This window comes from Kitasatospora atroaurantiaca, assembly GCF_007828955.1.
Lineage (GTDB): Bacteria > Actinomycetota > Actinomycetes > Streptomycetales > Streptomycetaceae > Kitasatospora > Kitasatospora atroaurantiaca.
Genome location: NZ_VIVR01000001.1, coordinates 5,281,310 through 5,297,344, shown reverse-complemented (window position 1 = coordinate 5,297,344; position 16,035 = coordinate 5,281,310). Strand labels below are relative to the sequence as shown.

The window sequence follows — 16,035 nt, the reverse complement described above, 5'->3', positions numbered from 1 at the left end:
ACCGTCTCGGCCCACCGGATACTACTCGCACACGCGTTTCAGCATCGCCCCCGCCTGGGGTTATCTCGGCTATGCGGGAGTGCCGTTGAGATGCGCCAGCACTGCCAGGACACGGCGATTGGCGTCCTCGGCGGGGGCCAGTTCCAACTTGGTGAAGATATTGGCAATGTGTTTGGCCACCGCGCCGTCGCTGATGGTCAGTCTGGCACTGATGGCCGAGTTGGAGCACCCCTCGGCCATCAGCCCCAGCACCTCGCGCTCCCTGGGCGAGAGGCACTGAAGTGGTTGTGAACGGGCGCGGCTCTCCAGCAACTTGGCGATGACGTCCGGATCCATCGCCGTGCCTCCGGCCGCCACTCGGCGGACCGCGTCGATGAACTGCTCCGCGTTGAACACCCTGTCCTTCAGCAGATAGCCGACCCCGCCCGTCCCGTCCGCGAGAAGCTCCCGGGCGTAGAGCTGCTGAACGTGCTGGGACAGCACCAGCACCGGCAGCGCCGGAATCTGCCGCCGGGCCGCGAGCGCCGCCTGCAGGCCCTCGTCGGTCAGCGTGGGTGGCAACCGGACGTCCACGACCGCGACGTCCGGCCGGTGCTCAAGGAGGGCCTCCAACAGTTCGGGACCGGTCTCGACCGCCGCCGCGATCGTGAAGCCGTGTGCCTCCAGCAGGCGGATCAGGCCTTCTCGGAGGAGATAGAGGTCCTCGGCGAGGACAACACGCACGGCAACTCCATGGTGATGGTGGTCGGGCCGCCCGGCGGACTGCTGAGCGAGAGGGCTCCGTCGAAGGTACCCAACCTCCGTTCGATGCCGCGCAGCCCACTCCCCCGCTCGGGCGCCGCTCCGCCGTGCCCGTCGTCCGTCACCGTGATCCGCAACTGGCCGGCCCGGAACAGGATGTCCACCCAGACCTGCTGAGCCCTCGAGTGCTTGGCAGCGTTGGCGAGGAGCTCGCTGACGCAGAAGTACGCCGCGGCCTCCACCGGAGCCTCCGGACGCGCCGGCAGACTCACCGTCACCTCCGTGTTCTGCGCGCTGTCCAGCGCCAACGCCCTTACCGCGTCGCCGAGTCCTCGCTCCGCCAGGACCGGCGGATGGATGCCGCGGACCAGGTCACGCAGCTCCTGCAGCGCCGTGGCCGAGGACTGGCGGGCGTCGGCGAGCAACTGCCGGGCAGCCGGCGGGTCACTGTCCATCAGATGCTCGATGGTGCCGAGGGTCATGCCGATCGCGACCAGCCGCGCCTGGGCACCGTCGTGGAGATCCCGCTCGATGCGCCTGAGCTCGGCGGCCTGGCTGCCGACGGCATCCGCCCTGGTCGTGGTGAGGTGCTCCACCCGCTTGGTCAGCCGGGCCTTCTCCAGCTTCCCGGAGACCTGCGGGTCGAGCGCCCGGTGCATCCACTCCCCGTAGAGACGCATCGCGGGGGGAGCCACGGCCAGACCGAGTCCGATGATCACCAGGCCGACCACGAACTGGAGAATCTGGTCGAGGCCTTCGGTGGCCAGGTAGAACCCGCGGTTGGAGTAGACCTCCAGCAGTTGGACGGCTGCCGTCACCGCGCCGAACACGAGCAGAGCGAGGCTGGGGATTGCGAGGACCGCTGCCGCCGCGCCATTGCCCACAAGCCACCTGACGTCACGCCAGGTCTCGGGATCGCTGGCCACCTCACGTACGAACAGCACCGACTCGGCCACCCGGCGCTGCCGGTAGTACGAGTGCCCCGTCCACCAGTGCCCCCGCTCGTCCTGCGTGGGGACGGGGATGGTGCGGTGTCGCTGGGCTATGACCACCCCGTACCAGGCGTCCGCCCTCCGCTTCGACACCGCACTGTTGTACCGGCTCACCCAGAACAGACCTGCCGGCCACGCCGCCAGCCCCACCAGGGCGACCAGCGAGATCCTCAAGTCGTCGTTCGGGCCGTCGAGCAGGACGGCGAGAGACGCCACGGCCCAGAAGAAGAGAACGAAGGGGCCGGCCGTCGCCTGGACCGCGACCTGCAAGCACTGACGTTGGGCCAGCAGGCCCGCCGCCGCCCACTCTCGATACCGCCCCGCCCAACCACCGGCGGCCGGCACGCTCGGACTCACCATGTGCACCCCTCTGTTCACACCCCTACGATCCGGGCACCAGTCTGTCCGGACGCGTCGGTCCGCGCAGTAGCCCCTGGACCCGACTTTGGGGTGGACCTAGGACTACCTCCATTCGGAAAAACAAAAAGGCCGTGGCCCCAGCGAATCGCTGGGGCCACGGCCCTGAATGATTGTTCGGCGGCGTCCTACTCTCCCACAGGGTCCCCCCTGCAGTACCATCGGCGCTACGAGGCTTAGCTTCCGGGTTCGGAATGTAACCGGGCGTTTCCCTCACGCTATGACCACCGAAACACTATGAAACTTTTCGCCGCACCACACCGTGACCTGGTGTGGGGTCGTTGTTTCAGAACAACACAGTGGACGCGAGCAACTGAGGACAAGCCCTCGGCCTATTAGTACCGGTCAGCTCCACCCCTTACAGGGCTTCCACATCCGGCCTATCAACCCAGTCGTCTACTGGGAGCCTTACCCTCTCAAGGAGGTGGGAGTGCTCATCTCGAAGCAGGCTTCCCGCTTAGATGCTTTCAGCGGTTATCCCTCCCGAACGTAGCCAACCAGCCATGCCCTTGGCAGGACAACTGGCACACCAGAGGTTCGTCCGTCCCGGTCCTCTCGTACTAGGGACAGCCCTTCTCAACACTCCTACGCGCACAGCGGATAGGGACCGAACTGTCTCACGACGTTCTAAACCCAGCTCGCGTACCGCTTTAATGGGCGAACAGCCCAACCCTTGGGACCTACTCCAGCCCCAGGATGCGACGAGCCGACATCGAGGTGCCAAACCATCCCGTCGATATGGACTCTTGGGGAAGATCAGCCTGTTATCCCCGGGGTACCTTTTATCCGTTGAGCGACGGCGCTTCCACAAGCCACCGCCGGATCACTAGTCCCTGCTTTCGCACCTGCTCGACCCGTCGGTCTCACAGTCAAGCTCCCTTGTGCACTTACACTCAACACCTGATTGCCAACCAGGCTGAGGGAACCTTTGGGCGCCTCCGTTACTCTTTAGGAGGCAACCGCCCCAGTTAAACTACCCACCAGACACTGTCCCTGATCCGGATCACGGACCCAGGTTAGACATCCAGCACGACCAGAGTGGTATTTCAACGACGACTCCACCCAAACTGGCGTTTGGGTTTCAAAGTCTCCCACCTATCCTACACAAGCCGAACCGAACACCAATATCAAGCTATAGTAAAGGTCCCGGGGTCTTTCCGTCCTGCTGCGCGAAACGAGCATCTTTACTCGTAATGCAATTTCACCGGGCCTATGGTTGAGACAGTCGAGAAGTCGTTACGCCATTCGTGCAGGTCGGAACTTACCCGACAAGGAATTTCGCTACCTTAGGATGGTTATAGTTACCACCGCCGTTTACTGGCGCTTAAGTTCTCAGCTTCGCCCGACCGAAATCGGACTAACCGGTCCCCTTAACGTTCCAGCACCGGGCAGGCGTCAGTCCGTATACATCGCCTTACGGCTTCGCACGGACCTGTGTTTTTAGTAAACAGTCGCTTCTCGCTGGTCTCTGCGGCCGGCCCCAGCTCAGGAAGCAAGTTCCCTCACCAGATCCGGCCCCCCTTCTCCCGAAGTTACGGGGGCATTTTGCCGAGTTCCTTAACCATAGTTCACCCGAACGCCTCGGTATTCTCTACCTGACCACCTGAGTCGGTTTGGGGTACGGGCCGCCATGAAACTCGCTAGAGGCTTTTCTCGACAGCATAGGATCATCCACTTCACCACAATCGGCTCGGCATCAGGTCTCAGACTATGTGCAAGGCGGATTTGCCTACCTTGCGTCCTACACCCTTACCCCGGGACAACCACCGCCCGGGCTGGACTACCTTCCTGCGTCACCCCATCGCTCACCTACTGCAGACTTGGTCCGGCGGCTCCACCACGTCCCTTTGTCCGAAGACTCCGGGCCGGCTTCGCGGCCTTAGCATCACCTGGTTCAGCGTTGGCGCTTCAAAGCGGGTACGGGAATATCAACCCGTTGTCCATCGACTACGCCTGTCGGCCTCGCCTTAGGTCCCGACTTACCCTGGGCAGATCAGCTTGACCCAGGAACCCTTGGTCAATCGGCGCAAGAGTTTCCCACTCTTGTATCGCTACTCATGCCTGCATTCTCACTCGTGTACCGTCCACAACTGGTTTCCACCGCTGCTTCACCCGGCACACGACGCTCCCCTACCCATCACAGCCCCCGTTGGGGGTATTGCTGCAATGACACGACTTCGGTGGTGTGCTTGAGCCCCGCTACATTGTCGGCGCGGAATCACTTGACCAGTGAGCTATTACGCACTCTTTCAAGGGTGGCTGCTTCTAAGCCAACCTCCTGGTTGTCTCTGCGACTCCACATCCTTTCCCACTTAGCACACGCTTAGGGACCTTAGTCGGTGTTCTGGGCTGTTTCCCTCTCGACCATGGAGCTTATCCCCCACAGTCTCACTGCCACGCTCTCACTTACCGGCATTCGGAGTTTGGCTAAGGTCAGTAACCCGGTGAGGCCCATCGCCTATCCAGTGCTCTACCTCCGGCAAGAAACACGTGACGCTGCACCTAAATGCATTTCGGGGAGAACCAGCTATCACGGAGTTTGATTGGCCTTTCACCCCTAACCACAGGTCATCCCCCAGGTTTTCAACCCTGGTGGGTTCGGTCCTCCACACGGTCTTACCCGCGCTTCAACCTGCCCATGGCTAGATCACTCCGCTTCGGGTCTTGGGCATGCAACTCAGACGCCCTATTCGGACTCGCTTTCGCTACGGCTACCCCACACGGGTTAACCTCGCTACACACCGCAAACTCGCAGGCTCATTCTTCAAAAGGCACGCAGTCACGAGACACACAGTAAACTGCATGTCCGACGCTCCCACGGCTTGTAGGCACACGGTTTCAGGTACTATTTCACTCCGCTCCCGCGGTACTTTTCACCATTCCCTCACGGTACTATCCGCTATCGGTCACCAGGGAATATTTAGGCTTAGCGGGTGGTCCCGCCAGATTCACACGGGATTTCTCGGGCCCCGTGCTACTTGGGAAATGAGCAAGCAAGCCGCTGATGTTTCGTCTACGGGGGTCTTACCCTCTACGCCGGACCTTTCGCATGTCCTTCGACTACACCAACGGTTTCTGACTCGCCGACCGGCCGGCAGACCGATCAAGCTCACTCCCACGACCCCGAAACGGCAACCCCTGCCGGGTCTCACACCATCTCGGTTTAGCCTCATCCGGTTTCGCTCGCCACTACTCCCGGAATCACGGTTGTTTTCTCTTCCTGCGGGTACTGAGATGTTTCACTTCCCCGCGTTCCCTCCACATACCCTATGTGTTCAGGTATGGGTGACAGCCCATGACGACTGCCGGGTTTCCCCATTCGGAAACCCCCGGATCAAAGCCTGGTTGACGGCTCCCCGGGGACTATCGTGGCCTCCCACGTCCTTCATCGGTTCCTGGTGCCAAGGCATCCACCGTGCGCCCTTAAAAACTTGGCCACAGATGCTCGCGTCCACTGTGCAGTTCTCAAACAACGACCAGTCACCCACCTACGACGCTCACCAGGAGCGCTGTCAGTGGGACCGGCATCTCTGAAGCAACGACCATGACGGCCGTTCCCTCAGGACCCAACAACGTGCCCGACACACCCGACCCATGAACCGTCTTCCACGCACCGAAGTGCAGTACTGGCGGCCATCAACCGAGCGTGCCGAATAGTCAACGTTCCACCCATGAGCAACCAACTCGAGGCGTTCGCTCGAGTCTGGCTATGTGCTCCTTAGAAAGGAGGTGATCCAGCCGCACCTTCCGGTACGGCTACCTTGTTACGACTTCGTCCCAATCGCTGGTCCCACCTTCGACGGCTCCTCCCCTTACGGGTTAGGCCACCGGCTTCGGGTGTTACCGACTTTCGTGACGTGACGGGCGGTGTGTACAAGGCCCGGGAACGTATTCACCGCAGCATGCTGATCTGCGATTACTAGCAACTCCAACTTCATGGGGTCGAGTTGCAGACCCCAATCCGAACTGAGGCCGGCTTTTTGGGATTCGCTCCGCCTCGCGGCATCGCAGCCCTTTGTACCGACCATTGTAGCACGTGTGCAGCCCAAGACATAAGGGGCATGATGATTTGACGTCGTCCCCACCTTCCTCCGAGTTGACCCCGGCAGTCTCCTGTGAGTCCCCATCACCCCGAAAGGCATGCTGGCAACACAGAACAAGGGTTGCGCTCGTTGCGGGACTTAACCCAACATCTCACGACACGAGCTGACGACAACCATGCACCACCTGTATACCGACCACAAGGGGGGCTACATCTCTGCAGCTTTCCGGTATATGTCAAGCCTTGGTAAGGTTCTTCGCGTTGCGTCGAATTAAGCCACATGCTCCGCTGCTTGTGCGGGCCCCCGTCAATTCCTTTGAGTTTTAGCCTTGCGGCCGTACTCCCCAGGCGGGGAACTTAATGCGTTAGCTGCGGCACCGACGACGTGGAATGTCGCCAACACCTAGTTCCCAACGTTTACGGCGTGGACTACCAGGGTATCTAATCCTGTTCGCTCCCCACGCTTTCGCTCCTCAGCGTCAGTAATGGCCCAGAGATCCGCCTTCGCCACCGGTGTTCCTCCTGATATCTGCGCATTTCACCGCTACACCAGGAATTCCGATCTCCCCTACCACACTCCAGCCTGCCCGTATCGAATGCAGACCCGGGGTTAAGCCCCGGGCTTTCACATCCGACGCGACAGGCCGCCTACGAGCTCTTTACGCCCAATAATTCCGGACAACGCTCGCACCCTACGTATTACCGCGGCTGCTGGCACGTAGTTAGCCGGTGCTTCTTCTGCAGGTACCGTCACTTGCGCTTCTTCCCTGCTGAAAGAGGTTTACAACCCGAAGGCCGTCATCCCTCACGCGGCGTCGCTGCATCAGGCTTTCGCCCATTGTGCAATATTCCCCACTGCTGCCTCCCGTAGGAGTCTGGGCCGTGTCTCAGTCCCAGTGTGGCCGGTCGCCCTCTCAGGCCGGCTACCCGTCGTCGCCTTGGTGGGCCGTTACCCCACCAACAAGCTGATAGGCCGCGGGATCATCCTGCACCGCCGGAGCTTTCCACCCACCCCCATGCGGAGGCAGGTCATATCCGGTATTAGACCTCGTTTCCAAGGCTTGTCCCAGAGTGCAGGGCAGATTTCCCACGTGTTACTCACCCGTTCGCCACTAATCCACTCCGAAGAGCTTCATCGTTCGACTTGCATGTGTTAAGCACGCCGCCAGCGTTCGTCCTGAGCCAGGATCAAACTCTCCGTGAATGTTTACCCGTAATCGGGTGAGACACTCGCGTTGAGCGGCACGGCAACCACCGGAATAGGGTGATCCCGCGCACTGCGTCCTCGCTGTGTTTTTACTTCAAAAGGAATCTCCAACCCGGACCGAAGTCCAGGCCGGGGATGTCAACATATCTGGCGTTGACTTTTGGCACGCTGTTGAGTTCTCAAGGAACGGACACTTCCTTCAAAACACTCTCGTGTCTCTCCGGGCGCTTCGTTCTTTCGTGTTTCAAGCTTATCAGATCCGAACTCGCGCTCTTCCCTGACTCGCTTTCATCGGAACCGGCCTGACGGCCTGTCCGACGTTTCAAACCTTAGCCGATCCCCGCCCCGAAAAGCGAATCCAGCCGCAATCCATATAAACGCACACAGCAATTCCCGCCAGAGCGCGACAAGAAGCGACCCGGTTGGGAAGTGAAGTGGTGTTTCAAGGATTGGCCGCCCCGGGACCGTCCGCGCCGATGCGTGTCCGGTGCTCCCTGCCGAGCGACTAGGGAACACTACGCCCATGGAGCGGCCAACGCAAACCGAGCCGACCGGACCTGCGGGTCCGGTCGGCTCGGTCGGTCCAAGTACCGCTGACGGGTCAGCTGTTGGTCGGGAAGCCCAGGTTGATCCCGCCGTGCGACGGGTCCAGCCAACGCTGGGTCACGGCCTTGCCGCGGGTGAAGAACTGGACGCCGTCCGGTCCGTAGGCGTGGGCGTCACCGAACAGCGAGGCCTTCCAGCCGCCGAAGGAGTAGTAGGCGACCGGCACCGGGATCGGCACGTTGATGCCGACCATGCCGACCTCGACCTCGTGCTGGAAGCGCCGCGCGGCGCCACCGTCGTTGGTGAAGATCGCGGTGCCGTTGCCGTACGGGTTGGCGTTGATCAGGGCCAGGCCCTCCTCGTAGGAGGAGACGCGGACCACCGAGAGGACCGGGCCGAAGATCTCGTCGTTGTACACGGACATGCCGGGCTTGACGTGGTCGAAGAGGGTCGGCCCGAGCCAGAAGCCGTCAGCGGTGGGGGTGCCGGAGGCGTCCTCGGCCGCGATCACGTGCTTTCGGCCGTCGACCGCCAGGTCGGCGCCGTCCGCCAGGCCGGACTCGACGTACGAGGTGACCTTGTCGCGGTGCTGGCCGGTGACCAGCGGGCCCATCTCGGAGTCGCCGTTGCAGCCCGGGCCGACCTTCAGGGTGGCCATCCGGTGCTTGATCTTCTCGACCAGCTCGTCGCCGATCGGGTCGACCGCGACGAGCACCGAGACCGCCATGCAGCGCTCGCCGGCGGCGCCGAAGCCGGCGTTGATGGCGGCGTCCGCGCTGAGGTCCAGGTCGGCGTCGGGAAGGACGAGCATGTGGTTCTTGGCTCCGCCGAGAGCCTGCACCCGCTTGCCGTACCGCGTGCCGGTCTCGTAGACGTACCGGGCGATCGGCGTCGAACCGACGAAACTGACCGACTTGATGTCGGGGTGCTCCAGCAGGCGGTCGACGGCGACCTTGTCACCGTGCACGACGTTGAAGACGCCGTCGGGGAGGCCGGCCTCCTTCCACAGCTCCGCCATGAAGTTCGCGGCGGACGGGTCCTTCTCCGAGGGCTTGAGAACGACCGTGTTACCGGCGGCGATCGCGATCGGGAAGAACCACATCGGCACCATGGCCGGGAAGTTGAACGGCGAGATGATCGCGACCGGGCCGAGCGGCTGGCGGATCGAGTAGACGTCGATACCGGTGGAGGCCTGCTCGGTGAAGCCGCCCTTGATCAGCTGCGGGATGCCGCAGGCGTATTCGATGACCTCCTGGCCACGGGCCAGCTCGCCCAGCGCGTCCGAGTGCACCTTGCCGTGCTCGGAGACGATGATCGAGGCCAGCTCGTCCTTCCGGGCGTTGAAGAGCTCGCGGAAGGCGAAGAGCACCTGGGTGCGCTTGGCGATCGACGCGTGCCGCCACTCGGCGAAGGCCGATGAGGCTGCGGCGACGGCCTGGTCGACCTCGGCGATCTCCGCGAAGTCGACCTGCCCGGTCACCTGGCCGGTGGCCGGGTCGAAGATGTCGCCGCGGCGCGGCGCGGAGCCGGCGGTGGCGACGGCGGCGCCGTTGATCCAGTGGATGGTGTGCTTGCTCAAGATCGTCTGCCTCCGAAGTCCCGTACGGCACGCCTGCCGCCGGTCCCTTGTACGGCGCCACCCGACTTCGGCCGGGCGACGGGATCACGGGGCTACCGCGCTCTACTCCAGTCTGCGGACCGGCCGGGCCCACCTCAACGAACAGCATGACGGGGATCGGAGATTCAGCCTTACAGGTCGTCGGGTGCGGCATCTGGGTGATGGCAGCGGCGACGCCCGCCGCCCCCGCGATCACTCCGCCACGTACAGCCGCGCCGCCGCCTCGTGAAGCGCAAGCTCCAGCAGCACCGGGTCGGTCAGCCTCCCGGACCCGTCCGGCGGAGCGAGCCAGCGCACTCCCCGGCTGCGGCCGGCCGGATGCGGGACCACGACCCAGGTGCCGTCGCCCGCTCCCCGTACCCCGGTGCCGACCCATCGGGCGGCCGTGCCCACCGGGACGAGGAAGCCGCAGTGCTCGTCCCCGAAGTCCGCGAACACCGGGCCGGCACCGCCCGGTAGCCGGGCCAGGACGGAGTGCGTGAGCTGCCCGAGGTCGCCGGGCACGAGCAGCACGTCCCAGAGGCGACCGGCGGGGAGCAGCGAAACACCGAGCCCGGTGCGCTCCCATTCCCGGCGGCAGGCCTCCGGGTCGGGGGCGGCTGCGGCCAGCCAGTCCACCGCCCTGTCGCGTGGGGTGTTCTCCATGGCTGGTCCTCCGCTCGTGGCGCCGGCCCGTGGGACGCGGCCGTCACGAGGGAGAGGAGAACCGAGCAGATCTCTTACACGGTTCCGGGCAGGCCAGAGGGGCGCATCCGCTGGAAACCTCCGAGCGGAATGCGCCCCTCGACCACGGACCGGCGTCAGCTGTCGAAGCCCAGCCCGAGCCGGTCCATCGTCCGCAGCCACAGGTTGCGGTGTCCGCCGTTCCGGTCGGAGCGGTCCAGTGACCACTTGGTGAGCTCGATCCCGGCCCAGCGCACCGGCTCCGGCGGGAACGGCAGCGGCTTGCTGCGCACCATCTCCAGCGACGTGCGCTCCGTCGGCTCACCGGCCAGCAGGTCGAGCATGACCTCCGCGCCGTACCTGGTCGCCCCCACGCCGAGGCCGGTGAACCCGGCCGCGTACGCGACCCGCCCCCGGTAGGCGGTGTCGAAGAAGGCGGAGAACCGGGTGCAGGTGTCGATCGCCCCGCCCCACGCGTGGGTGAACCGGAGGCCCTCCAGCTGCGGGAAGGTCCGGAAGAAGTTCCGCGAGAGGGTGTGGAAGGTCTCCGGGCGCTGGTCGTGCTCGGCCCGCATCCTGCCGCCGTAGTGGTAGACGGCGTCGTAGCCGCCCCAGAGGATCCGGTTGTCGGCGGAGAGCCGGAAGTAGTGGAACTTGTTGGCGCTGTCGCCGAGGCCCTGGCGCCCGGCCCAGCCGATGGACGCCATCTGCTCGTCGTTCAGCGGCTCGGTCATCAGCGCGTAGTCGTACACCGGGACGAGGTACGGCCGGACGCGCTTGAGCAGCGAGGGGAAGACGTTCGTCCCGAGCGCGACCTGCCGCGCGAAGACCCTTCCGTACGGGGTGCGGACGGCCAGGCCGCTGCCGTGCTCGGCCAGCGAGAGGGCGCGCGTGCGCTCGAAGATCCGGACGCCCTGGGCGAGGCAGGCGGCCTTGAGGCCCCAGGCCAGCTTGGCCGGGTGCACCATTGCCACCCCGTCCTTGTCCCAGAGGCCGCCCAGGAACGTGGGCGAGTCGACCTGCTTGCGCAGCTGGTCGGCGTCCAGGACGGTCAGGTCGAAGCCGTACTCGGCGGCGGCCTCGGCGACCTCGTGCAGCTCGGCGAGCTGGTGCGGCTGGGTGGCGACGTCGATCTCGCCCGTACGCTCCCACTCGCAGTCGATGTCGTAGCGCTTGAGCGTGTCCTCCATGGCCTGGAGGTTGGCCTTCCCCTGCCGCTCCAGCTCGGCTAGTTCGCCGGGCCAGCGCTGGAGGCCGTTCCCGAATCCGTGGGTGAGGCTGGCGGCGCAGAACCCGCCGTTGCGCCCGGAGGCCGCCCAGCCCACCTCGTGCCCCTCGACCAGGACGACGTCCAGAGAGGGGTCACGCTCCTTGGCGATCAGAGCGGTCCAGAGACCCGAGTAGCCGCCGCCGACCACCAGCAGATCGCATCTGGTGTCACCGACCAGGGCGGACAGGGCCTGCGGCCGCCCCGGGTCCTCCAGCCAGAAGGAGGTGGGCCGGGCATCACTGAGCGCACGGGCGGAGTCCATGCTGTATCAGCTACTTTCTGATCATTGACGGTGATATGAGCCCCACAAGGAAAGAATGGGGCAAGAGACGCTGTCAGGCCCTCGCCTTTCGACGGTTTCCGATCCACTGGCCGCCCACGGTCAGCACCACCGCGGCGATGAACATCGCGGTGCCGATCACGTTGACCTGCACCGGGATGCCGCGCTGCGAGGCGCCCCAGACGAACATCGGGAAGGTGACGGTGGTCGGGCCCGAGTTGAACTGGGTGATGATGAAGTCGTCGAAGGAGAGCGCGAAACTGAGCAGCGCGCCTGCTGCGATGCCGGGGGCGGCGAGCGGCAGGGTGACCCGCAGGAAGGTCTGGGTCGGGGTGGCGTAGAGGTCCTGGGCCGCCTGCTCCAGCCGCGGGTCCATGCTCATCACGCGCGCCTTGACCGCCGTCACCACGAAGCTCAGGCAGAACATGATGTGCGCGATCAGGATGGTCAGGAAGCCGAACTGGATCCGCATGTTGAGGAAGAGCGTGCCCAGCGAGGCGGCCATGACCACCTCGGGCATGGCCATCGGCAGGAAGATCAGCGCGGTGGTCGCCGACCGGCCGCGGAAGCGGTAGCGCGCCAGCGCGAAGGCGACCATGGTGCCGAGCACCGTGGCTCCGAGGGTGGCGAGCAGCGCGATCTGCAGGCTGAGCGAGAGCGAGCCGCACATGTCGGCCACACCGCAGGGGTCGGTCCAGGCGTCGGTGGAGAACTGGGACCACTCGTAGTTGAACTTGCCCGTGGGCTTGTTGAACGAGAAGGCGAGGACCACCAGGTTGGGCAGGATCAGGTACGCGAGGGCGAGGATGCCGGCCAGCACCACCAGGTGCGCGCGCACCCACGTCAGGATTCGAGACATCAGACGAGTTCCTCCGTCCCGGCCTTGCGCATGTAGACCGTCACCATGCCCAGGATCAGGGCCATCAGAATGAAGCTCAGCGCCGCCGCGGTCGGGTAGGCGAGGACGTTGAGGAACTGCTTCTGGATCCCGTTGCCGACCATCTGCTCGCTCGGCGAGCCGAGCAGCTGAGCGTTGATGTAGTCGCCGGAGGCCGGGATGAAGGTGAGCAGCGTGCCCGCGACGACACCCGGCAGCGAGATCGGGAAGGTGACCTTGCGGAAGACGGTGAACGGCCGCGCGTACAGGTCGCCGGCCGCCTCGTGCAGCCTCGGGTCGATCCGCTCCAGCGAGGTGTAGAGCGGCAGGATCATGAACGGCAGGAAGTTGTACGTCAGACCGCAGACCACCGCGAGCGGCGTGGCCAGTACCCGCTGGCCGGAGGTCAGGCCGAGCGCGTCGGTGACGTTCAGGATGTGCAGGGTGTTGAGCGCGCCGACGACCGGGCCACCGTCCGAGAGGATGGTCTTCCAGGCCAGCGTGCGGATCAGGAAGCTGGTGAAGAACGGCGCGATCACCAGGATGAGGATGACGTTGCGCCAGCGCTTGCTCGCCTTGAAGGCGATCGTGTACGCGAGCGGGTAGCCGATGGCCAGGCAGAGCACGGTGGCGATGGCCGCGTAGGAGAACGAGCGGACGAAGTGCCACTTGTACTCGACCAGCGCGTCCCAGTAGGTGGCGAGGTGCCAGGTGAGCTTGAAGCCCTGCTCCAGCGAGCCGGTCTGCAGCGAGGTGGAGGCCTGGTAGACCATCGGCACCGCGAAGAAGATCACCAGCCAGGCGATGCCGGGGAGCAGCAGCCAGTAGGGGGTGAGCTTGCGGCGGCGTTTCGGCTCCTGGAGCGGCACCACCGCGGGTTCGGCGACGGCGGTCATGCGGCTTCCTCCCCGGTGCCGGCGTCGATCGCCTGGGCGGCGTCGAGGCCGAACGAGTGGGCCGGGTTCCAGTGCAGGACAACGGAGGCGCCGGGGGCTATCCGGGTGTCGCGGTCCATGTTCTGCTCGAAGACCGCGATCTCCTGGCCGGCTTCCGAGCGCACCACGTACTGGGTGGAGACGCCGATGAAGCTGGAGTCGATCACGGTGCCGGTGAGCCGGTTGCGGCCCTCGGCTATCTCTGCGCCCGCTGCCGCGAGGGTGATCTTCTCGGGCCGTACGCCCAGGTAGACCTTCTTGGCGTCGGTCGCGCAGCGAGACCTGGGCATCGCCAGGCGTACGCCGGAGGCGGAGACCAGCAGGTCGCCGTCGGAGGTGCCGGTGACCTCGGCGGGGATCAGGTTGGACTGGCCGAGGAAGTTGGCGACGAAGGTGGTGGCCGGGTTCTCGTAGAGGTCGGTGGGGGCGCCCAGCTGCTCGACCCGGCCCGCGTTCATCACCGCGATGGTGTCGGCCATGGTCATGGCCTCCTCCTGGTCGTGGGTGACGTGGACGAAGGTGATGCCGACCTCGGTCTGGATGCGCTTGAGCTCCAGCTGCATCTGGCGGCGCAGCTTGAGGTCGAGGGCGCCGAGCGGCTCGTCCAGCAGCAGCACCTGCGGGTGGTTGATCAGGGCGCGGGCCACGGCGACGCGCTGCTGCTGGCCGCCGGAGAGCTGGTGCGGCTTGCGCCGGGCGTACGGGCCGAGCTCGACGAGGTCGAGCATGTCCTCGACCTGCTTCTTGACGTCCTTCTTGCCCCGGCGGCGCAGGCCGAAGGCGACGTTCTCGTAGATGTCGAGGTGCGGGAAGAGCGCGTAGCTCTGGAAGACGGTGTTCACCGGCCGCTTGTACGGGGGCAGGGCGGTGACGTCCTGACCGCCGATCAGGACGGTGCCGCTGGTGGGCTCCTCCAGACCGGCGATCATGCGGAGCGTGGTGGTCTTACCGCAGCCGGAGGCACCGAGCAGGGCGAAGAACGAGCCTTGGGGCACGGTCAGGTCGAGCGGGTGTACGGCGGCCACTCCGCCGTAGGTCTTGCCGATACCGGTGAGGCGGACGTCTCCGCCGGACGCCGAGGCGTCGCGCTGCTGCTCAGTCATGGTGTCTCTCTGTCAGGTGCTCAGATGCCGTCGTGGGGGTCAGGCGCCGATCAGCTTGGAGAACTTGTCCTCGAACTCCGTCTCCTCGGCCTCGGTCAGGGACCGGAAGACGTGGACCTTGGCGGCCATCTCCGGAGAGGGAATGACCAGCGGGTTGGCCGCCACGTCCGGGGCCAGCTTGGCAAGCTCGTCCTTCACACCGACGACCGGGGAGACGTAGTTGATGCCCGCCGTCAGTTCGGCCGCGGCCTTCGGCTGGTAGTAGAAGTTGATCAGCAGCTCGGCGTTCTTCTTGTGCTGGGCCTTGGCCGGGATCAGCATGTTGTCGGTGGACGCGACGTAGCCCGCCTCGGGGATGACGAACTCGATGTCGGGGTTGTCCGCCTTGAGCTGGATCAGGTCGCCGCCCCAGGCCACGCAGGCCGCGATGTCGCCGGAGGAGAGCTCCTGGCCGTAGTCGTTGCCGGTGAACTTGCGGATCTGCTTGCTGTCGACGGCCTTCTGCAGCCGCGCGATGGCGGCGTTGTAGTCGTCGGCGGTGAACTTCGCCGGGTCCTTGCCCATGTCGAGCAGGGTCATCCCGATGGTGTCGCGCATCTCGGAGAGGAAGGTGACGCGACCCTTCAGCTCGGGGTCGTCGAGCAGCTGGCTGACGCTGGTGACGGCCTTCCCCTTGGTGGCCTTCTTGTTGTACGCGACGACGACCTGGATACCGGCCCACGGGTAGGAGTACTGGCGGCCCGGGTCCCAGTCGGGGGCGCGGAAGCGGCTCTCGAGGTTGGTGATGGCGTTGGTGACGTTGGCGGCGTCCAGCTTCTGTGCCCAGCCGAGCCGGATCAGCCGGCCGGCCATCCAGTCGGTGAGCACCATCAGGTCGCGGCCGGTGTCCTGGCCCGCCGCGAGCTGCGGCTTGACCTTGCCGAAGAACTCGACGTTGTCGTTGATGTCCTCGGTGTACTTGACCTTGATGCCGGTGGCGGCGGCGAACTCGTCGAGGGTGCCGTGCTTCTCCTTGTCCTTCTCGTCCACGTCGATGTAGAGCGGCCAGTTGGAGAAGTTCACCACCTTCTCCGAGTCGGAGAGGTCCTTGGCGGAGTTGGCCGGGGCGTCGTTGCTGCCGGTGGAAGAGCTCTTGGCCGGCGGGATGCCGCAGGCGGCGAGGCTGCCCGCACCGGCCGCGAGGGCCGTGGCCCGCAGCAGCATCCTGCGGGTCATGGCGGCCCGGCCGTTGGTCAGACTGCGTATCCAGGCCTTGCGGACCGGCTCTGACAGGCCGTCGGTGATCTCGTTGAGCTCCATGCGGGGACACCCTCCTGGGGGAAGAGGCTGGGGAGACGACGGGGG

General features: G+C 65.0%; 9 protein-coding genes and 3 rRNA genes. All 12 read right to left on the bottom strand.

The genetic code is table 11. The annotated features are described in order from the left end of the window. Nucleotides 1–69: 69 nt before the first annotated feature. Nucleotides 70–723 carry a response regulator transcription factor gene (locus FB465_RS24120; protein WP_145793769.1) on the bottom strand — a complete coding sequence of 218 codons (654 nt, stop codon included), beginning with the start codon at nt 721–723 and terminating at the stop codon, nt 70–72. Further along, nucleotides 675–2,093: a sensor histidine kinase gene (locus tag FB465_RS24115; protein WP_145793767.1), complete on the bottom strand. Its 1,419-nt coding sequence runs from the start codon at nt 2,091–2,093 to the stop codon at nt 675–677. Before FB465_RS24115 ends, FB465_RS24120 begins: the two co-directional genes overlap by 49 nt. 172 nt (nt 2,094–2,265) lie before the next feature. Then, nucleotides 2,266–2,382: ribosomal RNA gene (gene rrf, locus FB465_RS24110) — 5S ribosomal RNA — on the bottom strand. Between the two features lie 83 nt (nt 2,383–2,465). Next, nucleotides 2,466–5,587, bottom strand: a 23S ribosomal RNA gene (locus FB465_RS24105). Nucleotides 5,588–5,872: 285 nt separating this feature from the next. After that, nucleotides 5,873–7,396 (bottom strand): 16S ribosomal RNA (locus FB465_RS24100). The 16S, 23S and 5S rRNA genes sit together here, the layout of an rRNA operon. Before the next feature lie 604 nt (nt 7,397–8,000). Next, nucleotides 8,001–9,524 carry a CoA-acylating methylmalonate-semialdehyde dehydrogenase gene (locus FB465_RS24095; RefSeq protein ID WP_425461210.1) on the bottom strand — a complete coding sequence of 508 codons (1,524 nt, stop codon included), beginning with the start codon at nt 9,522–9,524 and terminating at the stop codon, nt 8,001–8,003. Nucleotides 9,525–9,755: 231 nt separating this feature from the next. Continuing rightward, the gene (locus FB465_RS24090) at nt 9,756–10,208 is read right to left on the bottom strand and encodes a hypothetical protein (RefSeq protein WP_145793764.1); all 453 of its coding nucleotides are present in this window, start codon (nt 10,206–10,208) and stop codon (nt 9,756–9,758) included. Nucleotides 10,209–10,363: 155 nt separating this feature from the next. Then, nucleotides 10,364–11,758, bottom strand: a complete 1,395-nt coding sequence (locus FB465_RS24085; RefSeq protein ID WP_145793761.1) for an NAD(P)/FAD-dependent oxidoreductase — start codon at nt 11,756–11,758, stop codon at nt 10,364–10,366. A 73-nt stretch (nt 11,759–11,831) separates the two neighbouring features. Next, complete coding sequence (locus FB465_RS24080) at nt 11,832–12,635, bottom strand: ABC transporter permease (RefSeq protein ID WP_211785848.1); 804 nt, start codon at nt 12,633–12,635, stop codon at nt 11,832–11,834. Then, a complete protein-coding gene (locus tag FB465_RS24075) occupies nt 12,635–13,549 on the bottom strand; it encodes an ABC transporter permease (protein ID WP_145793758.1) in 915 nt (304 codons plus the stop codon). Before FB465_RS24075 ends, FB465_RS24080 begins: the two co-directional genes overlap by 1 nt. After that, nucleotides 13,546–14,691 carry an ABC transporter ATP-binding protein gene (locus FB465_RS24070; protein ID WP_145793756.1) on the bottom strand — a complete coding sequence of 382 codons (1,146 nt, stop codon included), beginning with the start codon at nt 14,689–14,691 and terminating at the stop codon, nt 13,546–13,548. Before FB465_RS24070 ends, FB465_RS24075 begins: the two co-directional genes overlap by 4 nt. 39 nt (nt 14,692–14,730) lie before the next feature. After that, nucleotides 14,731–15,990, bottom strand: a complete 1,260-nt coding sequence (locus FB465_RS24065) for a polyamine ABC transporter substrate-binding protein (protein ID WP_145793753.1) — start codon at nt 15,988–15,990, stop codon at nt 14,731–14,733. Nucleotides 15,991–16,035: the final 45 nt, after the last annotated feature.